Source organism: Rickettsiales endosymbiont of Trichoplax sp. H2 (assembly GCF_009690945.1).
Taxonomy (GTDB): Bacteria; Pseudomonadota; Alphaproteobacteria; order Rickettsiales; family Midichloriaceae; genus Aquirickettsia; species Aquirickettsia rohweri.
The window spans coordinates 15170-41180 of the sequence record NZ_NPHZ01000002.1 but is presented as its reverse complement, the minus strand read 5'-3'; the positions used below and the strand labels follow the sequence as shown (position 1 = coordinate 41180).

The 26011-nt window shown below is 27.6% G+C and carries 28 protein-coding genes; 11 read left to right on the top strand and 17 right to left on the bottom strand.

Annotated features, from left to right (window positions below; translation table 11 throughout):
• Positions 1-22: 22 nt before the first annotated feature.
• The 3 genes from h2es_RS02300 to h2es_RS02290 all read right to left on the bottom strand — a co-directional run bounded on the left by h2es_RS02300 (position 23) and on the right by h2es_RS02290 (position 2621).
• The gene (locus tag h2es_RS02300; RefSeq protein WP_126044417.1) at positions 23-745 is read right to left on the bottom strand and encodes a F0F1 ATP synthase subunit A; all 723 of its coding nucleotides are present in this window, start codon (positions 743-745) and stop codon (positions 23-25) included.
• A 61-nt stretch (positions 746-806) separates the two neighbouring features.
• Positions 807-1901 (bottom strand): tRNA guanosine(34) transglycosylase Tgt, encoded by a 1095-nt coding sequence (gene tgt / locus h2es_RS02295; RefSeq protein WP_154511029.1) that lies wholly within the window; start codon positions 1899-1901, stop codon positions 807-809.
• Between the two features lie 21 nt (positions 1902-1922).
• A complete protein-coding gene (locus tag h2es_RS02290; protein WP_154511027.1) occupies positions 1923-2621 on the bottom strand; it encodes an alpha/beta fold hydrolase in 699 nt (232 codons plus the stop codon).
• Between the two features lie 75 nt (positions 2622-2696).
• On the opposite strand from h2es_RS02290, the gene h2es_RS02285 reads away from it, so the two are divergent.
• Positions 2697-3791 (top strand): cysteine desulfurase family protein, encoded by a 1095-nt coding sequence (locus h2es_RS02285; protein WP_154511025.1) that lies wholly within the window; start codon positions 2697-2699, stop codon positions 3789-3791.
• Positions 3792-3837: 46 nt separating this feature from the next.
• On the opposite strand, the gene h2es_RS02280 is transcribed toward h2es_RS02285, so the two are convergent.
• Both h2es_RS02280 and prfB read right to left on the bottom strand, forming a co-directional pair.
• Positions 3838-4404, bottom strand: coding sequence for a cell cycle transcriptional regulator TrcR (locus h2es_RS02280; RefSeq protein WP_410519456.1), 567 nt, complete (start codon positions 4402-4404; stop codon positions 3838-3840).
• A gap of 78 nt (positions 4405-4482) precedes the next feature.
• A protein-coding gene (prfB, locus tag h2es_RS02275) for a peptide chain release factor 2 (RefSeq protein ID WP_154511023.1) occupies positions 4483-5605 on the bottom strand; the annotation gives its coding sequence in 2 pieces (ribosomal slippage) (positions 4483-5535 and positions 5537-5605; 1122 coding nt in all).
• A 17-nt stretch (positions 5606-5622) separates the two neighbouring features.
• Here prfB and murB point away from each other — a divergent pair.
• Positions 5623-6516: a UDP-N-acetylmuramate dehydrogenase gene (gene murB, locus h2es_RS02270; protein ID WP_154511021.1), complete on the top strand. Its 894-nt coding sequence runs from the start codon at positions 5623-5625 to the stop codon at positions 6514-6516.
• Between the two features lie 420 nt (positions 6517-6936).
• Here the strand turns inward: murB and h2es_RS02265 are convergent, their stop codons facing one another.
• Positions 6937-7152 (bottom strand): hypothetical protein, encoded by a 216-nt coding sequence (locus h2es_RS02265; RefSeq protein WP_154511019.1) that lies wholly within the window; start codon positions 7150-7152, stop codon positions 6937-6939.
• Between the two features lie 240 nt (positions 7153-7392).
• Here h2es_RS02265 and h2es_RS02260 point away from each other — a divergent pair, with 240 nt between their 5' ends.
• Together h2es_RS02260 and h2es_RS02255 are read left to right on the top strand one after the other, a co-directional pair.
• Positions 7393-9081, top strand: coding sequence for an ABC transporter ATP-binding protein (locus tag h2es_RS02260; protein WP_195909956.1), 1689 nt, complete (start codon positions 7393-7395; stop codon positions 9079-9081).
• Positions 9082-9352: 271 nt separating this feature from the next.
• On the top strand, positions 9353-10084 hold the full coding sequence (locus tag h2es_RS02255; RefSeq protein WP_154511015.1) for a hypothetical protein: 732 nt from the start codon (positions 9353-9355) through the stop codon (positions 10082-10084).
• Positions 10085-10166: 82 nt separating this feature from the next.
• Here h2es_RS02255 and h2es_RS02250 read toward each other — a convergent pair whose 3' ends face one another.
• Genes h2es_RS02250 through h2es_RS02225 form a run of 6 tightly spaced genes read right to left on the bottom strand, consistent with a single transcriptional unit; the run spans position 10167 to position 15551 of the window.
• Positions 10167-10559, bottom strand: coding sequence for an iron-sulfur cluster assembly protein (locus tag h2es_RS02250; RefSeq protein WP_154511013.1), 393 nt, complete (start codon positions 10557-10559; stop codon positions 10167-10169).
• Between the two features lie 4 nt (positions 10560-10563).
• Positions 10564-11760 (bottom strand): aminotransferase class V-fold PLP-dependent enzyme, encoded by a 1197-nt coding sequence (locus h2es_RS02245; protein WP_154511011.1) that lies wholly within the window; start codon positions 11758-11760, stop codon positions 10564-10566.
• Complete coding sequence (locus tag h2es_RS02240) at positions 11760-12902, bottom strand: SufD family Fe-S cluster assembly protein (RefSeq protein WP_195909955.1); 1143 nt, start codon at positions 12900-12902, stop codon at positions 11760-11762. Before h2es_RS02240 ends, h2es_RS02245 begins: the two co-directional genes overlap by 1 nt.
• Position 12903: 1 nt before the next feature.
• Positions 12904-13644 carry a Fe-S cluster assembly ATPase SufC gene (gene sufC / locus h2es_RS02235; RefSeq protein ID WP_154511007.1) on the bottom strand — a complete coding sequence of 247 codons (741 nt, stop codon included), beginning with the start codon at positions 13642-13644 and terminating at the stop codon, positions 12904-12906.
• Between the two features lie 24 nt (positions 13645-13668).
• Entirely contained in the window at positions 13669-15114 is a 1446-nt protein-coding gene (gene sufB / locus h2es_RS02230; protein WP_154511005.1) for a Fe-S cluster assembly protein SufB, read from the bottom strand.
• 2 nt (positions 15115-15116) lie between these two features.
• Positions 15117-15551: an SUF system Fe-S cluster assembly regulator gene (locus tag h2es_RS02225; RefSeq protein WP_154511003.1), complete on the bottom strand. Its 435-nt coding sequence runs from the start codon at positions 15549-15551 to the stop codon at positions 15117-15119.
• 79 nt (positions 15552-15630) lie between these two features.
• On the opposite strand from h2es_RS02225, the gene h2es_RS02220 reads away from it, so the two are divergent.
• Together h2es_RS02220 and h2es_RS02215 are read left to right on the top strand one after the other, a co-directional pair.
• Entirely contained in the window at positions 15631-16029 is a 399-nt protein-coding gene (locus h2es_RS02220) for a SufE family protein (protein ID WP_154511001.1), read from the top strand.
• Positions 16030-16131: 102 nt separating this feature from the next.
• Positions 16132-16941: a hypothetical protein gene (locus tag h2es_RS02215; protein WP_154510999.1), complete on the top strand. Its 810-nt coding sequence runs from the start codon at positions 16132-16134 to the stop codon at positions 16939-16941.
• A gap of 24 nt (positions 16942-16965) precedes the next feature.
• On the opposite strand, the gene h2es_RS02210 is transcribed toward h2es_RS02215, so the two are convergent.
• Positions 16966-18585, bottom strand: a complete 1620-nt coding sequence (locus h2es_RS02210) for an NAD+ synthase (protein ID WP_154510997.1) — start codon at positions 18583-18585, stop codon at positions 16966-16968.
• 126 nt (positions 18586-18711) lie between these two features.
• Between h2es_RS02210 and h2es_RS02205 the strand changes: the two genes are divergently transcribed.
• Genes h2es_RS02205 through tpiA form a run of 3 tightly spaced genes read left to right on the top strand, consistent with a single transcriptional unit; the run spans position 18712 to position 20424 of the window.
• Positions 18712-19344, top strand: a complete 633-nt coding sequence (locus h2es_RS02205; protein WP_154510995.1) for a dioxygenase family protein — start codon at positions 18712-18714, stop codon at positions 19342-19344.
• Between the two features lie 20 nt (positions 19345-19364).
• The gene (locus tag h2es_RS02200) at positions 19365-19703 is read left to right on the top strand and encodes a hypothetical protein (RefSeq protein WP_126044730.1); all 339 of its coding nucleotides are present in this window, start codon (positions 19365-19367) and stop codon (positions 19701-19703) included.
• On the top strand, positions 19675-20424 hold the full coding sequence (tpiA, locus tag h2es_RS02195) for a triose-phosphate isomerase (protein WP_154510993.1): 750 nt from the start codon (positions 19675-19677) through the stop codon (positions 20422-20424). Before h2es_RS02200 ends, tpiA begins: the two co-directional genes overlap by 29 nt.
• Before the next feature lie 114 nt (positions 20425-20538).
• On the opposite strand, the gene bioD is transcribed toward tpiA, so the two are convergent.
• From bioD to bioB, 4 genes are read right to left on the bottom strand one after another with little or no spacing between them, the layout of a single operon-like run.
• Positions 20539-21159, bottom strand: coding sequence for a dethiobiotin synthase (gene bioD, locus h2es_RS02190; protein WP_154510991.1), 621 nt, complete (start codon positions 21157-21159; stop codon positions 20539-20541).
• A complete protein-coding gene (locus tag h2es_RS02185; RefSeq protein ID WP_154510989.1) occupies positions 21153-21890 on the bottom strand; it encodes a methyltransferase in 738 nt (245 codons plus the stop codon). Before h2es_RS02185 ends, bioD begins: the two co-directional genes overlap by 7 nt.
• Positions 21883-23040, bottom strand: a complete 1158-nt coding sequence (locus tag h2es_RS02180) for an aminotransferase class I/II-fold pyridoxal phosphate-dependent enzyme (RefSeq protein WP_154510987.1) — start codon at positions 23038-23040, stop codon at positions 21883-21885. Before h2es_RS02180 ends, h2es_RS02185 begins: the two co-directional genes overlap by 8 nt.
• A complete protein-coding gene (bioB, locus tag h2es_RS02175; protein ID WP_154510985.1) occupies positions 23030-23989 on the bottom strand; it encodes a biotin synthase BioB in 960 nt (319 codons plus the stop codon). Before bioB ends, h2es_RS02180 begins: the two co-directional genes overlap by 11 nt.
• A gap of 82 nt (positions 23990-24071) precedes the next feature.
• On the opposite strand from bioB, the gene bioA reads away from it, so the two are divergent.
• The gene (bioA, locus tag h2es_RS02170; RefSeq protein ID WP_154510982.1) at positions 24072-25412 is read left to right on the top strand and encodes an adenosylmethionine--8-amino-7-oxononanoate transaminase; all 1341 of its coding nucleotides are present in this window, start codon (positions 24072-24074) and stop codon (positions 25410-25412) included.
• Positions 25413-25608: 196 nt separating this feature from the next.
• Complete coding sequence (locus h2es_RS02165) at positions 25609-26001, top strand: response regulator (RefSeq protein ID WP_126044986.1); 393 nt, start codon at positions 25609-25611, stop codon at positions 25999-26001.
• Positions 26002-26011 lie beyond the last annotated feature (10 nt).

Here is a 26011-nt window from a genome sequence, read left to right as displayed (position 1 = left end):
CCTTATAATAATTAGTTATAGATTAATGTAAATTTAATGCATCACTTAAGTATGCACAAGTTAAAACTGAAAAAATATAAGCCTGCAAAATTGAAATAAATATCTCAAAACCAGTCAATATTGTCAACAAAATAAAAGGCATGACACCTAATAAACCTGATAAAACAACAAATGTTGCAAGAACTTTTAGAACTACATGACCTGCGGTCATATTAGCTGCCAGACGTATTGATAGGCTTACAGGGCGTGCAAGATAAGCAAATAATTCAATTAGAATAATTAGTGGTGCTAGAAAAATTGGTGTTCCTTTTGGTAATAACAGTGAAAAATAAGAGAATCCATTTTTAATAAAACCAACTATGGTTATTGTTATAAATACAAAAATAGCTAAAGTAAATGTTACAAATATATGACTTGTTGTAGTAAATCCAAAAGGTATCATTCCAATACTATTGCTGACTAAAATAAACATAAATAGTGAAAATATTAATGTGAAAAATTTTTGAGACTGTTTACCTGCAGTTGAAATAAGCATATTATCAATTAAAAGAAAAAGTGCTTCTCCGCATGCTTGAATTTTATTAGGAATTAATGATGAGTTCCTACATGCTATTTTTGTTAAAAGTAAAATAATTATATATGTTACAAAAAATGCTAATGTTGAATTAGTAAATGAAACAGTATGACTAAAAACTGTAAACGATACTATGGGTTTAACCAGAAATTGTTCTAATGGGTTTAACATTTATACAACTATTAACTTTATATTCTTAACGCTAAAGTAATATCATCAATTTATTGAAAATTCAAATAAGCTCTTCATTTTTATACTGATAAAGTGTATCATTATTTATTAATTTTCTTAATTTTCTCATTAAATTTTGATAGTAAGAAATATTATGCCATGTCATAAGTACAGAGCCTAATATTTCTTTGCTTCTTATTAAATGATTTAGATATGCCTTGCTGTAATTTTTGCATGTATAACAATTGCAATTTTTATCCAACGGAGAATTATCAGAGATAAATTGGTTATTTTTTATGTTTAAAGTGCCGCCTGTAATAAAGGCCTGGCCATTTCTACCTGATCTTGTTGGTAAAACGCAATCAAACATATCAATTCCTTTTTTTACAGATGCTACTATATCTATTGGTTTGCCAACACCCATTAAATATCTTGGTTTGTTATTTGGTGTATGTGGGATAGTAAAATCTAAAACTTTGAGCATTTCGTCATGCCCTTCTCCAACGGCGAGTCCTCCAATAGCATATCCATCAAATTCAATGTCTTTTAGCTTTGTTGTACTTTCTTTTCTTAAATCTTCAAATATACTTCCTTGAATAATTCCAAATATTCCATATCCTTCCCTATCTATGAAATTGTCCTTAGATTCTCTTGCCCATTTTAGTGATAGATGCATAGATTCTTTTGCATATTCATAATTCACTGGGTATGGAGTGCATTCATCAAATATCATTGTTATATTACTATCAAGTTTGTGTTGTATTTCTATAGACTTTTTTGGAGATAGAAAATACTTCTTACCATCTATATGTGAACGAAACTCAACTCCGTCATCAGAAATTTTTCTAAGTTTGGCTAATGACATAACTTGAAAGCCACCTGAATCAGTTAATATTGGTTTTTGCCAATTCATAAATTGATGAAGGCCACCTAAATTTGATATTACATCTTCTCCTGGGCGTAACATTAAATGATAAGTGTTTCCTAGTATTATATCAGCACCTGTTTTAATCAAAGACTCAGGAAGCATAGATTTAACTGTTGCTAAAGTTCCAACTGGCATGAAAGCAGGGGTATTAATTTGTCCATTAGCAGTATAAATAATTCCAGTTCTTGAATCATTGCAAGAATCTAATATTTTAAATTTGATGGACATATATAAAGAAAATTAGATATGCTAAATTTCAGAGACTTTTCTTTTTCTATCTCTTCTAATTTTTTTTGGCTGTGTGGGTCTAGTAGACCTAGGTTTAATATAAGTATCTATAGTATTTGTTAATTTATCCATATGATTAGTAAAGAAATGATTAGCTCCATCTATTGCAACATACTCAATTTCATTGTTTCTTTGTTTTGATAATTTTTCATATAAGGTATATGTATCTTCTTCTTTAGATATGTCATCCTCAGTACCTTGGATTATAAGTCCTGGAGCAGGACATGGTGATAAAAAATTAAAATCATAAGATGTAGTAGGAGGTGCAATTGTAATGAAACTATCTATTTCAGGTCTTCTCATTAATAATTGCATTGCAATCCATGCTCCAAAAGAGAATCCTATAACCCAGTAACTTGATGCTTCGGGATTTTTTGATTGCAACCAATCCATTGCAGTTGCTGTATCTATTAATTCACCATTTCCTTGATCAAAACTACCGAGAGATTTACCAACTCCTCTGAAATTAAATCTTAAAACGGAGAAATTATTTTTTACAAAAGTATGAAAAGTGTGATAAACAACTTTATTGTTCATTGTGCCACCATGGAGAGGATGAGGGTGTAATATAAGCGCAGCTGGAGCAAATTTTTCTTCACTTTGGCTATATTTACCTTCTAGCCTGCCAGCTTCACCATTAAAAATAACTTCTTTTATCATTTAAAAAATACTATTAATTGTTTTATAATTAAGTTAAATACTATGAAACTATAAAAAATCAAAATAAAAATAATAATGAAACAGATTTATTTTGATCATAATGCAACTTCTCCAATTAATGATAAAGTTTGGTTGGCTATTTCTGATATTTGTAAAATACCATTAAACCCCTCATCTTTACATAAAAATGGACGGATTGCTAGAAAATTTCTTGAAGAGTCTAGAGAAATAATAAAAGCGTGTCTTAATTTAAATAATAGTCATGAGTTAATTTTTACAAGTGGATGTACTGAGGCAAATAATATTGTACTGAAAAATTTTCCTGAACATAAAAAGATTTGTAGTTGTATTGAGCATCCTGCAGTATTAAATGTTATTGGAGAGGGTGTTATTCCTGTAGATATTCAAGGTATTGTTGATTTAAAATTTCTTAAAAATTATCTTGATAAAAATAAAGATAAAAAAATACTTTTATCTATAATGTATGCTAACAATGAAATTGGTACTATTCAACCTATTCAAGATATTGTAAATCTTATACAGCAGTATGATGTTACATTTCATTGCGATATTACGCAAGCTATTGGAAGAGTAGATGTTAATTTAGAGGGTATAGATTTAATAACATTTAGTTCACATAAATTTGGAGGTCCAGTTGGAGCAGGGGCATTAATTTATAATAAAAACCTAAGTTTAGCTCCAATATTTTTTGGGGGAGGTCAAGAATTTAGATTAAGATCAGGAACACAAAATTTATTTGCAATTTATGGTATGGCAACAGCATTTAAATCTTTAGACAAAATTAAAGAAGAATTTAGCCAAACTATTACATTAAGGAAATTTTTAGAAAAATCTTTAAAAGATATTTCAAATGATATAATTGTTTTTGGTGATGGAGCAAAGAGATTGCCAAATACATCTTCAATATATATGCCGAATGTAAATTCTGAAACACAATTAATTTATTTTGACTTAAATGGGATTTCAGTAAGTGCAGGTTCTGCTTGTTCTTCAGGTAAAATAGAATTGCCTAGGGTTCAATTATCAATGAGTTATCCTGATTATATAGCAAAAAATTCTATAAGGGTAAGTTTGGGACCATGTAACAACATGGAGGAAATTGAGAGGTTTTGTTGCTTATGGAAAGATCTATATAAACAGAATAATTAGCTCAAACTTAAATTAATAACAAATAACATTGAGAGTAACTGAGTGTTTAATTTTTTTCCTTTTTAAGTGCAGCTTTTTGTTTAGCAATTTCAGTAATATAGTTAAGATCAGCTTGAGTACATAGACCTAATAAAACTGGGTCTTTAGCACGTAAATTTGTATAATTCCAATGCGTTTTATTCTTAATTAAATTAATTGTATTTTTTGTTGTACCAATTAATTTTGATATCTGGGCATCAGTTAATTCAGGGCAATTTTTTAATAACCATAATATTGCATTTGGCTTGTCTTGTCTTCTAGCAACAGGAACATACTTACCTTTTTTATTACTAATTTCTTGTTCTTTCATTAATTTTATTGCAGAAGCTGAAAGAGTTAATTGAGCGTTTGAATCATCTTCACACTTGTGTAGTTCTTGAGACGTAATTTGACCGTGTGTAATAGGATCAACTCCTTTGATACCTTTAGCAACTTCTCCATCGGCTATACCCTGCACTTCAAGTACATGTAGTCCACAAAAATTAGCTATCTGATCAAAAGTAAGGCTTGTGTTTTCTACTAGCCATACTGCTGTAGCCTTAGGCATTAAAGGGTAATCCATCTTAATTTTTATAAAAAAATTTTAATTTACTAATAACAGAATAGGCAATTTTCTTCAAGTAATCATTTTTAAATTTATCAAAATCTATATTTAACCTTTGATTTTCATTCCTTGTCCAATTGTAGATGTGATTAATGCTTCATAAATAAATTGGTCGATGTTGCCATCAAGAACTGCTGTTGTATTTGAAGTCTGGAATTGAGTACGCAGATCCTTGACCATTTTATATGGATGCAGAACATATGAACGAATTTGATTACCCCATCCTATTTGAGTTTTTTCAGAGTCTTTTTTGTCATCTTTGGCTTCAATTTTTTTCAATTCTAATTCATATAATTTTGATTTAAGCATAGACATGCATTCTTCTTTGTTTTTATGTTGAGATCTGTTATTTTGGCATTGAACAACCGTTTTAGAAGGTATATGAGTGATTCTTACAGCACTATCTGTTGTATTGACGTGTTGCCCACCAGCACCAGATGAACGATATGTATCAATTCTTAAATCAGATTCATTAATATCTACAGATACATCATTATCTATTTTAGGATACACCCATACACTTGCAAAGCTAGTATGTCTTTTCCCAGCACTATTAAAAGGAGATATTCTAACAAGTCTATGTACTCCCCTTTCTGTTTTTAACCAGCCAAAAGCATTTTTACCTTGAATTTTAAAAGTTACTGATTTGATACCAGCTTCATCGCCAATTAAACTATCAACAATTTCATAATGAAACTTATGTCTCTCTATCCATCTTTGATACATTCTCATTAGCATAGATGCCCAATCATCACTTTCAGTTCCACCGGCACCAGAATGAATTTCAAGAAAGCAACCATTTTCATCTAGTTCATCACTTAATAAGCATTCTATTTCTTGATTTTTAACTGATTCACTTAATTTTTTAAGTTGCTCTAATGTTTCTTTAAATATTTCTTCATCACCCTCTATTTCTGCAAGTTCTATCATTTCAATATATGATTTTAGATCTTCTTCTATAGATATTATTTTTTCAATATTAGTTTCTAAGTATGTTTTTTCTTTTAGTATTGCTTTTGCTTTTGTTTGATTTGACCATAAATCAGGATCTTCAACTTCTATTGATAATTTTTTTAATCTTTCTTTTGCAACATTTAGGTCAAAGATAACCTCTTAGTAGCTCTAATGACTTTTCTATGCTATTCTTTATTTGTAAAATTTCCGTATCCATAGTTTATATAAATAATTATGTCTCATACTGACACATTACCAAAAATTAAAGGAAAGTACAGAGAAAATGCAGATATAGGAAAGATGTGTTGGTTTAAAACCAGTGGTATTGTTGATATTCTTTTTATACCAAAAGATATTGATGATTTAAGATATTTTTTATCTAATAGGCCGAATAATTTGTCTATCTATGTAATGGGTATAGGTTCTAATATGTTAATACGTGATGGAGGTGTGAGAGGTGTAATGATTAGGCTTGGAGCAGGGTTTAATTATATTAATCACAAAGAAAATATTATTACAGCAGGATGTGCAGTTTTGGATTTAAATGTAGCAAATTATGCTGCAAAAAATTCAATAGCAGGGCTTGAATTCTTTGCTGGTATTCCTGGTAGCATTGGTGGGGCTCTTGCTATGAATGCTGGTGCATATGGAAATGATACATCAAGCGTTTTAATTGAAGCAAAGGCAATTAATATGTTTACATCTGAAATAAAGACTTTTTTAACTTCTGAAATTGGTTATTATTATCGTGGAAAAAAGTTAAGTGCGGAATGGCTATTTTTTGAAGCAAAATTCAAAGGTTATTTTGGTGATAAAAACAAAATTCAAAAAGCAATTGATAATATTCAAGAGGCACGTTCTTCTACTCAACCTATAAAATCAAAAACAGGAGGGTCAACCTTTAAAAACCCACATAATCAAAAAGCCTGGCAATTAATTGATAAATGTGGGTTAAGAGGTGAAAAAATAGGTGGTGCAAAATTTTCAGAATTGCATTGTAATTTTCTCATAAATGAAGGAGGTGCAAAATCCTCAGATTTAGAAGATTTGATTATATTAGCGCGTCAGAAAGTTAAAGAAAAATTCAATATTAATTTAGAGGAAGAAATAAAGATTCTAGGTCATTAATTACTATCACAAGAGCATGGTTCAAAAAAGCTATCATTTTTTGAATAATTGTTATGAATTAAATTATTAATATTAACTCGATCTGGAGATAAGAATTGCTTTCTAAGAGGTAAGAAATATTGCATAAGACAACTTGAACACACGTTTAGTTAGCAATATAGTTATTGCGAGAGCATTTTATTGCTCGCGTCAATCCACAAAGGTTATCAACAAATGTAAATACGGCAACAATTCTGGATCACTATAGCTAAATTATAAGGAATTAGCTATACAGTATGAATTACATTACTAATTCGTGATGAATGATGAGAAATACTTCTCATCATTACCACAATATCTGGTATAAATTTCTAACTTCTTATATCCAATTCAGATTAGCATTAAATATTAAATAATTGAAGTTATAAGTTTTAGTTAATACTAACAACATGAATTAAAGAGCCAATTAAGAAAATAAGATTCAAAGTAAGAAACATGATTCTCATTAAAGGGATCATTGATATTATTAATATCCTCATTAGAGTGGCAGTATTTATCATTGTTGCAATCTACTTTATAATTCTTTTTATTTCGAAGTTTTTCAAAGTGATATATATCATTGTTATTATTAGTACAGTTATCAATTTCTTCTTGCATTGCCTTACAATCCTTAATAAAGTTGCTTTCCTTTTTCTTAATAGTTGCAGTACTAATTTGTTGGTTTATTGTTGTTTTTTTCTTCCTTCATTGTTAATTTTATTCACTTATGTACTTAAAAGTATATGATATAACCTACACACATTCAATAAAAACAAATTTATGTAAATGATAAATAATCATAAGCTATTCAATTTCTTTTGGGAATGTATAAAGCCATATTGGGGTTATTATTTACTTATGATGCTTGCTCCAATTTTAGGTGGTTTTTATATTAGTCTTAATAGTTATGTTGTTAAGATGTTAATAGATGAAATGGTGTCATATACAAGTTTGAACTTATATACAATAATAGCTCCAATAACTCTTTTTATATTTACACAAGCGTATATTGATGTAATTTGGAGGATATCTAATTGGGCTGAATGGAGAGCTGAACCATATGTGAGAAAAGAGATTCTTACTAAATCTTTTGCATATGTTCAAAAACACTCATATTCATATTTTCAAAATAATCATATTGGTGCAATCACAAGTAAAATAAAAGGTATTTTATCAGGTTATGATGACATATCAGGAACAATTCATCATAAATTATTAAGTCCTTTTGCCTCATTTATAATAACAACTTTTGCGTTGTCTATTGTGAATATTTGGCTTGGTATTTTCATATTTATTTGGTCTATATTTTTTATAATTTCTATGTATAAACTGACCGATAAACTTTCAGAATATTCTAATAAAGTAAGTGAATCTAAACATAATTTATTTGGCCTTATTGCAGATAATATATCAAATATTGTTACAACTAAAATATTTAATATAAGAAATAAAGAGCTAAGAAAATTAAAAACTGAATTAGATAAAGATACAATTCCAAAAGAAGTATCAATGTATAAATATGACTTTAAGGTTCAAATTATTGCTAGTTTATTTTATTGGGTTTTGCTTGCGTCAATTTTATGGGCAATGATTTATTTAAAAAATCAGGGATTGATAACAATTGGCGATTTTGCTTTTGTATTTGGTATTATTTTTGCTGCAAGTAATGAATTATGGCATGCAATTTTGAATTTTCGTGATTTACATGCATCTATTGGAGATTTAAAGCAATCTTTTACGATCCTAGAGGAAAAACATGATTTAATTAATAAATTGAGTTCTAAAAAAATTGCTATTAGAAATGGGAAGATTGAATTTAATAATGTTAAATTTGGATATATAAGAGAAAAATTGATTTTAAATAATTTTAATCTCATTATACAGTCAGGAGAAAAAGTTGGGTTGGTTGGAGTATCTGGAGTAGGCAAATCTACAATTGTGAATCTGCTACTAAGATTTTTTAAAGTTAATTCAGGTAAAATATTAATAGATGGACAAAATATAAATGATATTACAGAAGAGTGTTTATATGATTACATGTCTATTGTTCCACAAGATATAATGCTTTTTCATCGAAGTATTAAAGATAATATTATGCAAGGTAATAAAAAAGCAGCTGTGCAAGATATGATAATAGCAGCAAAACAGGCTAATGCAGATGAATTTATTCAAAATTTACCAAATAAATATGATACTATTATTGGAGAAAGAGGAATAAAAATTTCTGTTGGGCAAAGGCAAAGAATTGCAATTACACGGGCACTTTTAAAAGCTTCACCAATTTTAATTTTTGATGAAGCAACTTCAGCGCTTGATAGTATAATAGAAAAATGCATACAAGAAACAACACAAAATATAATTAAAAAATCTGATAAAACTTTAATAGTAATTGCACATCGCCTTTCAACTCTTAAAAATCTTGATAGAATTTTAGTAATTGATAATGGAAAAATTGTTGAAGAAGGTAGCCATAAAGATCTAATGTTAAAAGAAAATGGAAAGTATAGAAAATTATGGAATTTGCAAAGTGATTTTTTGATTTTTTAATGCTGTTGTAGTGATGTAGATATCTTTGGGTAATTTGCAATAACTAATGCCGCTTAATATATCTAATCATAACTTCTTCTGTAAAATGTCGATTCTTGAAACCTGTTACTAAATCTATAAACTTTGCTTCTTATATATTTTTTCCATTGTTGTTTTGCTTTATACTGTGTATTTAAGCTGGTTGCAACAAAGCCATGAATAAGTATATATAAATATATTGACTTTTTTCTCTTTCAAAGTATGATCACTACTTTGATTTTTAGTGTGAGCCATGGGAATAGCCGAAATTAATAAATGTGAAATTAGTTATGAGATAGTAAAAAAATATAACAATAATAATAAATTTGGTGTTGCGCCTATACAGTTTTCTTCAGATGATAATTTGTATGTGGAACAACTTTTAGTAATGAAGGATACTGTTTTAGATTTTTACTTCTCAGATATTAATGGTACAAATTTTGATAATTTTATAGGTTGTAGATTATTAACAGATAAAAATGAATGTACTAATAAATTTAAATTTCTTATTGAATATGCAATTAAATCTGTAATAGAACCATTAGGATTTTATGATGCATTTGTAGAGTTAATTGTAGAAAATAAAGTGGTTAGGAATAATGCTGATTCAGAATGGCATACAGATGGAAATGAAGTTATAAGAAAATGTTTAAGTGGAAAAATACCTAAGGATTTATGTGGTAAAGCAAGCGATCAGAGGTTTGTAGTCCCATTAATTGGAAATGGTACTATGATATATGGAGAAGTTATTAGTGATATTGAGCAAGCTGATAATTGGGATAGAGTCATTGAAGATAAGGATGGGATTGATTCTTTTGATAGAAAGAATATTGTTATTCCACATTATGGGCAGATAGGATATTTTTTTCTAGATAATAATCTAAAGGAGGGTATGTTTCACAGGGCACCTGATCTGCAAGGAGATAGAATTTTATTAAGCATAACACCTATTGATATTGAGCTCAAAGATTTAGTAGAAATGTAATAACTATCAAAAAGAAATTTTTGCTTGATACTTTTTATTATATTGCTTTATTAGTATGAGCTATATGTATATTTAGATGAAATTAAAATAAATCTAAAATAAATTTTGCCTCTTCAGTCATCATTGACTTATCCCATTTTGGCTTCCAAACAAGTTCTACATTTACTTCTTTAGCTTCGGTAATTATTGATTTAATTTTAGTTTTAATTTCTTGAGGTATAGCATCAGCGACAGGGCAGGTAGGTGATGTTAATGTCATTTTTATGTTTATGATATTTTTTTTAGAAATATCGATATTATAAATTAAACCTAGATCCCAAATGTTTACAGATATTTCAGGGTCATAAATTAGTTTAAGAATAGCTATAACTTTATCTCGTATATTATCTATTTTATTGATTGATGAGATTTGTTCTTTAGTAAAATCCTTAAATATTTCTCCTGAATTTTGTGGTATAAAATCTTTTAAATCCATAGCATTATGAAAACAGTTTATTGAATTTATTTAAAGCTGTAATTAACGTTTCAGCATCTTCATAATTATTATATATTCCTAATGATATTCTTGCTGTACCAGGAATTTTAAGATAATCCATAAGTGGTTTTGCACAGTGATGACCAGTTCGAATTGCAACATTACATTTGTTAAGAATTTCTCCTATATCTGAGTGATGCGCTTTTTTATGAGTTATAGAAATTATACTTGTATCTTGGTTAGCTTCAAAAATATTAAAATTGTCTAATTTCTTTATTTCTGTTTTTATATATTTTGCAATCTCTTCTTCTTCTTTCCAGTATTTTTCTAGGTTAATAGAGTTAAGATAGTCAATAGCCTCGCCAAAAGCTATAACTTCTGCAATTTGTGGAGTTCCTGCTTCAAATTTATGTGGAGATTTTAAAAATGTGGTTTTTTCAAATGATACATCTTCTATCATTGAACCACCTGTTTGATAAACATCCATATAATCTAATAAATCATATTTTCCATATAAAATCCCAACACCAGTTGGCCCATATAATTTATGAGAAGAAAAAACTAAAAAATCACAATCTAAATCTGTCACATCTATTTTCATATGTGCTATTGACTGACAAGCATCTATCAAAACCTTTGCTCCATATTTTTTAGCAATTTTTACTACCTTTTTAATATCAACAACTGAGCCAAAAACATTTGACATTTGTGTAACAGCAATAATTTTAACTTTTGTGGAAATGATTTTTTCAAGTTCAATGAAATCTAGATCGCCAGTTTTTTTTATTGGAATAACAGTTAGTTTAGCTTTTTTTTCTTTACACAATTGTTGCCAAGGAACAATATTGGAATGATGTTCCATAGTAGAAATTAGGATTTCATCTCCCTTATTAATGAATTTTTTACCAAATGAGTGTGCAACAAGATTAATTCCCTCGGTTGCACTTTTTGTAAATACTATTTTTTTATCTGAGCTAGAGTTGATGAATTTGGCAACATTTGTTCTTACTTTTTCAAAATTTTCTGTAGCTTTTGAACTTAAGTTATATATTCCTCTGTGAATATTGGCATAATTATATGAGTAAAATTCTAAGAGTTTATCAATAACACATTTTGGTTTTTGGCTACTTGCAGCAGAATCTAGAAAAGTTATGCAATCTTTTTGATTAAAAAAGGGAAAATCTTTACGAATAATGTTCATTAGCTAATTAACTTAATTGAATTATAAACTTGCGAGTATAAATCATCAATTTCAGATTCTTTTAAATTGCTATTAGAAAAAACAGACTTGAGTAATCCTATAATAATTAATTGTTTAGCATATAGAAGTTTAATTCCTCTTGTTGCAAGATAGTTGAGTGCTTCCTCATCTATATTACCAGTTGTTGAGCCATGTGAGCAAATAACATCATCAGAGTGTATATCAAGCATTGGTCTTGAGTAAGCTTTAGATTTTTCATCTAATATTAGGTTTTTATTTAATTGATGAGCTTCAAGATTATTTAAAGATTTTGCTATATAAACATTGCTATAAAAAGAGCCAGATGAATTATAATTTAATACTTGATTGTAATGTTGATTGCTCAAAGTATCTGAAGCATTGTGTTTGATATCTACTACAATATCATATATTTGATTGTTACTTGCTATATTAACACCATAAAAATTTGCCTGTGCCTTTTCACCATTTAGATGTGCTTCAGATTCAAATCTATAAGATTTGTCAATTGCATTCACCGAATAATTTTCATAAATAGAATTAGAATCACAAGCAAGTTCAGTAGTGTTAATGAACCTAACTTCTCCCTCGAAATTTTTCTGAATAAAGTGTTTGCAACTTGCATAATCACTCAAACTGATTCTTGTGACATTATTTATAAAATTGTTATGTTTTCCTTGTTGAATAAAATTTTCATAAAATTTTACATTACAATTTTTTTCTATATTTATGAAAGTTGTAAAAAAAGTAGAATTCGATGAAGTTAACTTTATTAATTTTATTGGTTTATCGATATTTTCGGTAATGTTAATAAAAACAATATCATCATTATTATCTAAATTTTGTAATACTTGATATTTATCCTCAAATTTTAATCCCTTATTAAAGTTGGTAATATCATCTTTTGAGCATGATATTTCTATCCCTTCTTTAGGTAAGATTGATTTTTCTTTGGAAAACTTGCCTTCCAAAATCACAATATAGTAAAACCCTTTATCTTGAGTAAAAAAATGGTCTTTTTTTATTAATTCACTATCTTTATAATCAGGTATCTCTAATAAATTTAAATCTGAATACCTCCATTTTTCATTTTTTCTTGATGGAAGATTTAGCTTTTTAGACATATTATTTGAAGCTATCATAGCCTTTCATTTCTATTTCTTTTGCTAATTTTTTATCACCAGATTTAATAATTGTTCCACTGGAAAAAATATGAACAAAATCTGGAACGACATAATCTAAAAGTCTATTATAATGTGTTATAACTATAATAGAAGTATCTTTGTTTTTGTATTCATTTATGTTTTTGGAAATCACTTTAAGTGCATCAACATCAAGCCCTGAATCAATCTCATCTAATATAATAAGTTTAGGTTTTAACATAAGCATTTGTAAGATTTCAAATTTCTTTTTTTCACCCCCTGAAAACCCATAATTAACATCTCTTTTTAGTAATTTAAAATCAATATCAAGCAAATTTGCTTTTTCTTTTAACTCTTTTAAAAAATCAACAGGGTTTATATCATCTTTGCCTTGATCTTTTCTAATTGAATTTATAGATGCCTTCAAAAAACTATTCCAGCTCACCCCAGGTATTTCTATTGGATGTTGAAAAGACATAAATATACCCATTCTAGCTCTTTCATCTGAAGGAATTTGAGATAAATCTTTGGAAGATAGCTTTATGCTTCCATTAGTTATATCATAACCATCTTTTCCTGAAATGACATTTGCAAGAGTACTTTTGCCAGTGCCATTAGGCCCCATTATAGCATGCACTTCTCCCTTCTTAATACTTAAATTTAAATTATTAAGAATTTTTTTATTATCTGCACTAGCGCTTAAATTTGATATTTCAAGTAACATTTCTATATATAATAATTATTAATTTTATCCAACAGCTCCTTCAAGATTAACACTAAGCAATGCTTTTGCTTCTACTGCAAATTCCATAGGTAATTCTTTTAGAACATTTTTGCAAAAACCATTTACAATTAATGATATTGCACTTTCATTGCTAATTCCTCTAAGCTTGCAATATTGTAATTGATCTTCATTTACCTTCGAGGTAGTTGCTTCATGCTCTATAGTTGATGAATTATCTTTTGCTTCAATATAGGGAACAGTTGATGCTGAGCAATTTTTACCAATCAACAATGAATCACATTGAGTATAATTTCGTGAATGCTTGGCTGATGGTAAAATATTAACTAAACCTCTGTATACATTACTACTTTTTCCTGCTGATATTCCTTTTGAAATTATAGTACTAGATGTGTTTTTACCAATGTGTATCATTTTGGTACCAGTATCGGCTTGTTGATGATTATTTGTAAGTGCAACAGAATAAAATTCTCCTACTGAATTATTTCCTTTTAGTATACAACTTGGGTATTTCCAAGTAATAGAAGAACCTGTTTCAAGTTGTGTCCAAGAAATTTTGGAACCACTACCTTTGCATAGCCCTCTTTTTGTTACAAAGTTATATATACCACCTTTTCCATTTTTATCTCCAGGATACCAATTTTGTACAGTTGAATATTTTATTGTTGCATCTTTAAGAGCTATAAGTTCTACTACTGCTGCATGCAATTGGTTTTCATCTCTTTGTGGAGCTGTGCAGCCTTCAAGATAGCTTACTTCACTTCCTTCATCAGCGATAATTAAGGTTCGTTCAAATTGTCCTGTTTTTGCTTCATTAATTCTAAAATATGTAGATAACTCCATAGGGCATTTTGTATTTTTAGGAATATATACAAAAGTTCCATCACTAAAAACAGCAGAATTTAATGCTACAAAAAAGTTATCTGAATGTGGAACAACTGACCCAAAATATTTTTTTACTAACTCAGGATGTTCTCTGATAGCTTCAGAGATGGAGCAAAATATTACTCCATGCTTTTGCAGTTCATCCTTGTATGTGGTGGCTACAGAAACGCTATCAAAAACAGCATCTACAGCAACGCCTGCCAGTGCTTTTTGCTCATGAATTGGAATTCCTAATTTTTGATATGTTTTTAAAATATCTGGATCAACCTCATCCAAGCTATTTAACTTCTTTTTAATCTTTGGTTCTGAATAATAATATATATCTTGAAAATCAATCTTTGGATGCTTTATCATTGCCCAATTTGGTTCTTTCATATTCATCCATATTTTATAAGCCAGCAACCTTTTTTCAAGCATCCACTTTGGCTCTTCCTTTTTATTTGAAATATATTCAATTACATCTTTATTTAGCCCTTTTTGAGATTTTATAGATTCAATATTAGTTATAAAACCATGTTTATAATCCTGATTTAAAAATTCTTCATGTACAGTTGTATTATTGCTCATTTTTAACTAATTTTTTTAAGTTCAAAATATGTGCTATCATTGATAAAATCTTTTATTGTAAAGCTTTGAAGTGCAAGCATAAATAAGTTATTAATTTTATTCCACCCATGTTTGACTTTACAATCAGTATTATATTCGCAAGTTTCTAAACTATTTTTGCCACATAAAGTTAGAGATATATCTCCTTCAATTGCCTCTACAACATTTAGAATATTAATTTCATCAATTTTCTTTATTAATTCATATCCGCCTGAAATTCCCCTATGAGATGCTAATAGTCCTTTTTTGCAGAGCATTTTTAACAATTTTATTACTGTAGCTTCACTTATTTTAGTTTTTTCACTAAGTGATTTAGCACTAATAATACTATTTTTATCTTCTGCCATTTCACAAATTATCAATGTCGCATAGTCGGTTAATCTATTAACTTTTATCATAACTTTATTGCAATTAATTTAAAATAGTACTATTTTTGTCCCAATTATATATGTTGCTTAATAACTGGTCAATAGCAAAATGAATGATGAAATAAATCAGCTAATAGAAGAATTTGAATTATTTGATGATTGGGAAGAAAAATATTCATATATTATTGAACTAGGAAAAAAATTACCAAAATTAGATGAAGCTGAAAAAGTTGAGTCAAATAAAGTAAATGGCTGTGTGAGTCAAGTTTGGTTGGTTATAAAGCAAAATCACGAAAAGTTATATTTTTATGCAGATAGTGATGCAATGATTGTAAAAGGTTTGCTTGCAATTGTGCTTCGTATTTATTCTGGTAAGACTAAAGATCAGATTAATAAGATTAATTTTGAACAGGTGTTTAATAAACTTGATTTGAAAAATCACTTAAGTCCAAGCAGAAGCAATGGTTTATTTTCTGTTATAAGGAAAGTTCAAGAAATTTCAAATTAACACTAGACTTAAATCCTGATTTTATATATACTACTGTCCTGTTAAAAAGTTATTTTTATCAAGTCAATACAGTTATATAACAGTTTTTAGTAATATTAAGTTATGTCTTTTGGACAAGAAAAATTTGGAGTATTTGCTGGAACTATTGCTTCATGGGTTATGGTTCCATTTATTGGACCAAATATAGAAACTAAAATAAATAATGAGTTTGGTAATAATAGTATCATATCTAAACTTAATCCTACTTATTTAACATCTAAACTTAATCCTATTTATTTCACTTTTACAGTATTTTTTATTGATTTCTTATTTGTTTATAAATATTGGGTAATACATTTGCCTTTAGATATTATCTCTAAACTTATGTCTTTTGGTTTTAATACCTATAATTTTGATAATAATGATATATTTAATTTTGTTAAGTTGCATGGAGAAAGCGTTGTAGATATTCTTAAAGAAGGAGGTGCAGATTTTTCAGATTTACCTATTAAAATGGTAGTAGAACTATTATGCAAAGTTGGACCACAGCTAATTAAGCCTCTAATTAAAGCAGAGACAGATTTTTCAAAAATAACTTATCATCAGATGAGTAATATAATTAAGTGTAATGAAAAAACAGCGTTGCAAACATTCGAAGAACTTAATTTAGATTTTTCTAACTTACAGCCTTTATATGTAACTTTTTTTGTTAAGTTACATGGAGTGAGAATTATAGAATTTCTAAAAGAATTGAATGTAAATTTCTCCAATTTTAATTATGATAGCTCTTATTCATATGAATTAATTCAAGAATTTGGAGAAGAAATTGTTCAACCATTAAAAGAAGTTAATGTAGATTTTTCTTTACTAGATGAAACAACATTATATTTATTAATAGCTGGAGACACTAATATAATATTGAATGAAATATAATTTCTGGCCTAGAATCTAAAATACTTAATAACTAACAGGATAAATTCTATCGTAGTTAAAGCTTTTGGTTGAGATTTTTGGTCCAACAGGAGCTTGACTACGTTTATATTCACTATTCTTAATCATATTCGCTACAGATTTTACTAAATCTAAGTCAACATTATTTTTTTCTGAAACTTTTTTCTGGGGTAAGTCTAACTCAATCAAGTTATATAAAATTTTATCAAGAATTTCATAGGGTGGAAGTTGATCTGAATCTTTTTGATTGTGGCTGAGTTCTGCAGAAGGTTCTCTTTCAATAATGAAATTTGGTATTATATTTAATTTTGAGCATAAACTACCTGTTGGGACATTTTTGTTTCGACACTTTGCAAGTTTATAAACTTGAGTTTTATATACATCCTTAATAGGTGCAAATCCACCACACATATCTCCATAAATTGTTGTATAACCCACAGCTGATTCTGATTTATTAGAGGTTGCAAGTAACAGTGAATTTTCTTCATTTGAAATACCCATCAGTAACACAGCTCTAATTCTTGCTTGTAGATTTTGAACAGTTATTTCTTTTAAGTTTTTAGAGTTGAATGAAATTTTTACAGCATTGGTGAAATTATTAAAAATATTATCAATTGGTATAGTCAATTTTTCACAACCTATATTCTTTATTAATTCTAAAGCGTATTTCATACTTTCTTCAGAATTAAATTTAGATGGTAGAATAACACATTTCAAATTACCTGGACCTAGTGCATCTGCACAGATGCTTGCAATTGATGCAGAATCTATGCCTCCAGAAAGTCCAATAACTGCTTTTGTAAAATTGTTCTTTTTAAAATAATCTCTTACAGATAAAACTAAAGCTTGATAGATATTTTCTTCTTCAGAAATAGGTTTTATATTTGAGCAAGGAGTATTATTGGAGGTATTTAACCTTATTACACCTTCTTTCCAAAAATATGGTTCATTGATAAAATACTCCTCTTTATCAACTATAAAACTTCCTCCATCAAATACTAATTCATCATATCCACCAAAAGTATTTAAATATGCCACAGGCTTGTTATATTTTTTTGCTATATTATTTGCAATTTCCATTCTATTTTTATGCTTACCAAGGTCGTATGGCGAAGCATTAACGATAATAAAAAGTGTTGCTCCTTTTTTTGCTAAAACATTTGGTATATGATCGTGCCAGGCATCTTCACAAATTAAAATTCCTATCTTCTCTCCTTTGAATTCAAATACCCTAGACTCCTTTTCTGACTCTGAAAAATTTCTTGGTTCATTAAAAACTTCATAATTTGGTAAAATATGTTTGTCTACACTGAATATTTCCTCTCCATCATATGCTATAATTACCGAATTAAATATTTTATCATTCTTTAAAATTGGACATCCAAATAGCAGGGCACATTTTTTTTCTTTTGTAAATTCAACTACTTTTGCTTTAAATTTTAAAACTTCATTTAAAAAATCATGATTTTTAACCAAATCCTTTAGTAGGTATCCTGTTAAAGATAGCTCTGGGAAGGCAACTATATCAGAATAAGGTTGTTCTTTTTCAAAATAATTTTTTATTTTTTGAAAATTATATTTTAAATTTCCATTTTCTAAATTAATCTGGCATAATGAAATTTTCATAAATAATAAAAATATTTTATGAATTAAAGATTATTGAGAAATAATATAACTTTTATTTATAATCTAGTTTTAAATTTATGTTCGTGAATATATACTACGTCAATATAGTTATGTATAAATCTTTAGATGATTAAAAAATTTATAGTTTTTACAGTTATTGTTGCATTTATATTAGGTGAAAGTTTAGCAGGTGAGACTATGTCGTGTCCTGTAACTCCTGAGTTGTGGAGTGTAGGTGTGTTGCCTCAAGCTAAAAATTCCAATGATTTAACTAAAAATTATAATTCTTTTGAAGTAGCTAAAGGAAAAAAAATAATAATTAAAGGCAAGGTTTTAGATAAAGATTGTGTTCCAATTTCAGGTGCTAAAGTGAGTATTTGGCAATCAAATTTTATGGGATATTATCAATTTAATTATGATAAATATAGCGAACATTATGATGAAAATTTTGCAGGATCAGGAAATATTATTAGCAATAATTTAGGAGAATTTGAGTTTATTACAGTGTATCCAGGTAAAGTGAATTCTGTAAATCCAAATGTTATATTTAAGATAGAACATCAGAGTTTTCAACCAATGGAGACAAAGATGTTTTTTCCAGAAAATAATAATGTTAAAGATATTAAAATTTTAGCTCCATATTTAATTAAAGAACAAATTCCTCTTATAACTGCAAAAATGAATGGAAAAATTGATGACAAAGTAATATATTATTTTACAATTACTTTAGATCAACTAAATTTATACAAAGAATATTAAACAATTAAAGGTATAGAAATATGAATAAACATTTAAGAAGTCTACTTATATCATCAAGTTTATGTTTAACACTTATTGTTACTTCTATTGCTTGTGATAAACATAATTCCAGCAATTTAGAAAATCATAAAAAATCTGCAGACAATCATAAGAATAAAAAATTTGATTATAGTAAGGTAACCAAGAATTTATCAGAATCAGTAAAAAAAGAAGTTGATGATTATTACTCTAAAATTGATTCAGAATATGATAAGTTAAGTGGCGAAGCAAAAAAAGCTGTTGCAAAAATTTCGCAATATAAGAAAAATACTTTTGCTAAAAAAGGTAAAAATGCAAAAAAGAAAAATTCTAATAGCTAATTGGAAAACATATATAAAGAATTTTTCGGATGTAAATAAAAAGATTGATGAAATAAAGGATCAAGTTTTTCTAAAAGATTTAGATATAGTTATTTGCCCATCATATATACATCTTCAAAGCGTTGCTAACAAATTAAAGGATTTTGAGGTCTCTATTGGATCTCAAAATCTCTGTTCATCTGAATCTAATGCAAATACTGGCGAAGTTTTAGCTTCAATGCTTACAGATGTTGGTTGTCAGTATTGTATTTTAGGTCATTCAGAGGTTAGAGAAAGAAATAATGAATCTAGCAATATAGTTGCATCTAAAGTTCAAATTGCTTTAAAAAATAGTATTATTCCTATTGTATGTGTAGGAGAGACATTAGAGTTAAGAGAGAAATCTGACTATATTAAATTTTTAATAAACCAAACCATAGAATCACTACCACAAGTAAATGGTATAGAAGATAAAGATATAATTATAGCCTATGAACCTATTTGGTCGATAGGAAGTGGTAAAGTGCCATCTATAGAACAAATTGAAGAGGTTCTCAGCGCATTAAAATCAATACCTGGATTAAGTTCTGCTAAATTTGTTTATGGTGGCTCTGTTAATGAAAAAAATATAGATGAAATATGTAAGGTAAAGTCTTTAGATGGTGTATTAGTAGGTGGAGCAAGCACTGATGTTGCTAAGCTAAAAATTATATCTCAAGCTCTTCAAGATAATTGTATATAGCTTATTAGCATTATTGCTTGTCCTTTTATTATGCTTAAATAATTAATAAAATAAATAAACATAATAATTAACATTAAAATAGATAAAATATATAACTCAGCCAAAAATTTTAAATTATATAATATCTAATAGTTTAAATTTAAGTTTACTTTTTAGTGTATTAATATTTTCGTTTATCTCAAACTCATCTTTGGAAATGCGATTTGCAATCCATCCTATAGCAGTAACATTATCATTCATAATAGCTTTTGATGTAAGTATAGCATGGTTTAGGCATCCTAATTTAATTGAAATGACTAAAATTACAGGTATATTTAGTTTTTTTACTAAATCTGACATATTTTCATTTGAGTTAATAGGTACATCCCAGCCACCAACCCCTTCAATTATTTGTATGTCAGAATTATATTTATCAAGCTTATTTAATTCTTGAATAATTTTTTCTACACTTAAATCTACATTTTCTTTTTTAGCTGCAATATTTGGAGATATTGGCTCTTTAAATGAAAATGGATTAACTTCATTTATTGGAATTTTAATACTAGAAGCGTCATAAAGCTTTTTTGCATCATCATTAATTTTGCTTTTTGTATCATAGCCTGTTGAAATAGGTTTAACTCCAATTGTTGAGAAACCTTTTGCATTAAATTCTCTTAGTAACTTTACACTGTAATAAGTTTTGCCAACATTTGTATCTGTACCAGTGATGAATATTTTTTTATATTTATCTAACATTTTTGTAAAATAAAAAATCCTATATTGTAATTTAAAGTAAATTTATTTTTAGCTAATTTCTTATTGAAAAAATTATTTTTATTAGAGTTTATTAATATGTTTGCTCCAGTGTTTTTTATTGATCTAATAGCATCAATGAAAGATGGGAATTGTTGTTCATAGTTTATATCTTTTATAAAAATTATCTTATATCCAATATTTTGAATTAATTTTTTCAAATACTCTAAATTATAAAAATTATTTTTAGATTGGCTTGGTATATTTTGGAATGTACCTTTTATAGGCATTGAAAAACTCAAAATGCCATAGTATTTTAAATTTGTATATATTAGTTTTAATAAATGTTTAATATCTAAACACCATTGAAATGACATATTGGAAAAAACTAAATCATATTTTAAATTCTTATTTAAAATAATATAGTAGTCAGAGTTTAATATTTTTGTAGAAAATTTTTTTAATCTATTTTGAGCAAGATTTAATAAATTAGGTGCAAAGTCACAAGCATATGATTTATTAAATTTTATTTTTTCAAATAACATACTTGTTGTAATGCCTGTTCCACAACCTAAATCTATAACATTTTGATACTCTTTTTTATAAAAAATTAATAAGTTTTTTATTAATTCTTTGCCACATAATTTTTGCACTTTCGAACGATCATCATATGTAGAATGTACTAAATCAAACGAATCTTTTATCTCTCTTTTAATTCTGCAAAAATTATTCATTCATTGCCTCAGTTAAAGTATTTATTAAGAAGTTAATTTGTTCTTCAGTATGATTTGAATTAAGGGATATTCTTACTCTTTCTTTATTTTTTGGGACAGTAGGATATCTTATTGCAGAAACTAAGATTCCTTTTTTGTATAAAAAATCTTTGATATTTAATAATTGTTTTACTTTATTAATGAGTATTGATTTTATAGGTGTTAAATCATGTGAGATTAATGGGATTTTTTTTTCAATTGCTTTTGCAATAAAATATTCGATTATATTTGATAGTTTATGGAAGCTTATTTGATCACTTACAATTTTATTTAAGTTCTGTAATGCAAAATAGGTAATAATAGGAGGAATGTTTGTAGTGTAAATATAGCTTCTAGCAAATTGATTTAATATGTTGCACACGAGTTTTTTTGCCAATACTATTGCTCCCATACTTGCGCATGATTTTCCAAGAGGTATTATTACACAATCTATACCACTTGGATTTTTGGCATAATCAAGTATTCCCATTCCATTTTTACCAATTGTCCCAAATCCATGAGCATCATCAATTATTAGGAATGCTCCATATTTTTTAGCTAATGCTGTTATTTTATCGATTTGACATATATCTCCTTCCATGCTGAATACACTTTCTGTAATAACTATTTTTTCTCCAGAGCTCTTTAAAAGACAATTTTCTAAAGATTGCATATTATTATGTTCATAACGTAAGTGTTTTGCTCTAGAAATGATTATTCCATCTATAATAGATGCATGGCAAAGTTTATCAGATATTATTGTTGTATCTCTGTTAGCCATCGTTGAAATAACACCAATATTAGCGTTATAACCAGAATTAAAAAATAATGAAGATTCCTTATTATAAATTTGACAAAATTTATTTTCTAAATCCCTATGTATGTCAAAATACCCTGAAATATGAGCTGATGAAACGCTTCCTGATCCATAATTATTAATACAATTATTTATTTCTAACCCTGATTTTATATCATGTGAAAGAGATAAATAATCATTACTTGTAAAAGACAATAATTGTTTATTTTTAATATGTAATAAATTATTATCCTTTTTATTAATTACTTTTTTCTCTCTTAGTAATTCTAGTGATTTATATTTAGTTAATTTTTCGGATAATCTATTAGTTAGCATTTTTATTTTGTAAATCAGTATTGATTCCTAATTTTTTCATAAAATCTAAATCTTGATTGACGTCATTATTATTGGTTGTTAGAAGTTTATCTCCATAAAAAATTGAATTAGCTCCTACAAAAAAGCATAGAGCTTGCATTTCTTCTGACATACTCTCTCTTCCAGCTGATAATCTAATTCTTGATTTTTCAAAAAATACCCTTGTTGTAGCAATCATTTTAACAAATTCTATGGTGTCAATTTTTTTGACGTGTTCAAGAGGAATGCCTTTAATAGGAACTAACATGTTAATAGGGATGCTTTTTGGTGGATTTTTTAGATTTAACAGAGTTAATATAAAATTAATCCTATCTTCTCTATTTTCTCCCATTCCAACTATTCCTCCACAACAAACATTTATTCCTATATTGTCGACTATTTCTAATGTGTCCAGTCTATTTTGAAATGTTCGTGTAGTTATTATTTGTTTATAATAATTTTCTGAAGTATCTATATTATGATTGTAGTAATCTAGGCCTGCTTCTTTCAATCTCATTGCTTGATCTTTATCTAACATTCCAAGTGTTGCACATGCCTCTAAACCATTATTTTTAATTACTTTTACCATTTCTAAAATTCTTTCAAAATGCTTCTTTGGTGGATTTCTCCATCCTGCACCAATACAAAATCTTTTTGATCCTTTTTGTTTTGCAATTTTACAATTTTTTTCTACCTCATCAGTTGTCATCAATTTTTCTATTTTGATATCTGTATTATGTTTTGAGCTTTGGGAGCAATATCCGCAATCTTCGGGGCAAGCACCAGTTTTAACACTTAGTAATGTGCATAATTCAATATCACTCACTTTAAAATTTTTTCTATGCGTGAGATGAGCTTGATAAAGTAAGTCCAAAAAAGGCATCTCAAAAACCTTTGCTATATCTTGAAAGTCCAATTTATTTTTTTTCATTATAAGATATTTTATTTGACTAAATTTGATAGATACAATAATGATATTTAATCGTCAACTAAAAAATTAAAATTAGTTAACCATGAGTATCCAAAAGAAATATAAACATATATTGCAAAAAGATTTAAACCATATATGGCATCCTTGTTCTCAGATGAAAGATTATGAAGATATGGATGCACTGTTGATAAAAAAAGCAAGTGGTAGTTATATTGAGATGCAAAGTGGTAAAAAAATTATAGATGCAATTTCAAGCTGGTGGTGTAAATTACTTGGACATAATCATCCATATATAAAAGCAAAAGTGATTGAACAAATTAATAGATTTGAACATGTGATTTTTGCTGGTACTACGAATGAAAAAATTGTGGAGTTATCTGAGAGATTAGCTGGTAAGACCAAAAATTTGCAAAAGATATTTTATGTAGGTGATGGTTCTTGTGCAGTAGAAGTTGCACTGAAAATGAGCTTACATTCAAGGAAAATTAAGAAGCAATATAAAAAAAATAAATTTGTAGCACTGAAAAATGGCTATCATGGTGAAACAGTTGGTGCCCTTAGTATAAGTGATTTAGGCATTTATAAGAAGCCATATAGTGATTTATTATTTGATGTATATTTCATTTCAGATATCCCATATATAAATTCAAAAAAAGATTTGTTATGGGATGATTGCACTACTCATTGGCATAAAGTTCAAGAAAAATTAGAAAAAATTAAAAATGAAGTTACGGCTATTATTTTTGAACCTATCGTTCAAGGAGCTGAAGGAATGAAAATCTATAGCAAAGATTTTTTAGTTAAATTAAGAAAATGGGCATCTGAAAATGATATACATTTAATTGCTGATGAAATTATGACTGGAATTTGTAGAACAGGAAAATTTTTTGCTTGTGAATACGCAGATATGGAGCCTGATTTTATGTGTTTATCTAAAGGTTTAACATCTGGGTGGGTACCATTTAGTGCTGTTATGATTAAAAATGAAATATATGAGCTTTTTTACAATGATTATTCTCCAGAAAACTCCTTCTTACATTCTCATACTTATAGTGGCAATCCTATCGCAGTAAGTGCAGCATTAGCAACATTAGATGTGATTGAAAATGAAAATATTTTAGCTAAAGTTAGTACTTTAGAAATAAAAATGCTAAATTTGATGAAAAGTATAGCAGTTAAAACTGGTATATTGAAAAATGTAAGAGGTATAGGCGGTATTGTAGCAGCTGATATAATTCTTGATAATAGTGATAAATATAGAAGGATAGGTTTGGAAATATATAAAATTGCAATTAAAAATGGAGCTTTTTTAAGACCTTTAGATAATACTATATATTGGCTGCCACCAGTCAATATATCAGAACTCACTCTCAAAGAATTAGCTCAAATAACGGAACATTCAATCATTACTTATTTTAAATGAAATAAATTTAACATAGTCTAAATATTTGGGTAGTTATGAGTTATATTTGATTACTAATAAACTTAAAATAAATTATCTTTATCAAGATATTTATGAGTTTAACTCAGTAAATTCTTTCATTTGAAAATTACTATATATTGGAATGTTTTTATGCTATCTTAAAATTTAAAAATTGCAGTATTTAATAATTATTTTTATGGAATTTATTAATAAGAAAAGAGTTCTATTAGTAGATGATAATCCGTATATACTAAAGATATTATCTATGATGTTAGAATTAGAGAATTTAGAAATTGAAACTGCTAATGATGGAACTGAGGCTTTAAATTTAATAGTCAATGAATCAAAAGGAAAATTTGATATTATAATAACAGATTTTCAAATGCCTATAATGGATGGTCAAGAGCTTGCAGAAACTCTGAAAAAATATGATGAATACAAAAATCTCCCAGTAATTTTAGTTACTCAAGCAAATCATATAAGCTACGAGAATGATGAGAAATATAGAATATTTGATAAAATATTATATAAACCTGTAACAAAGGAGTCTATAATAGAAATTAAAAATTTACTTTTAGAAACGGGGTGATTATAGGTAG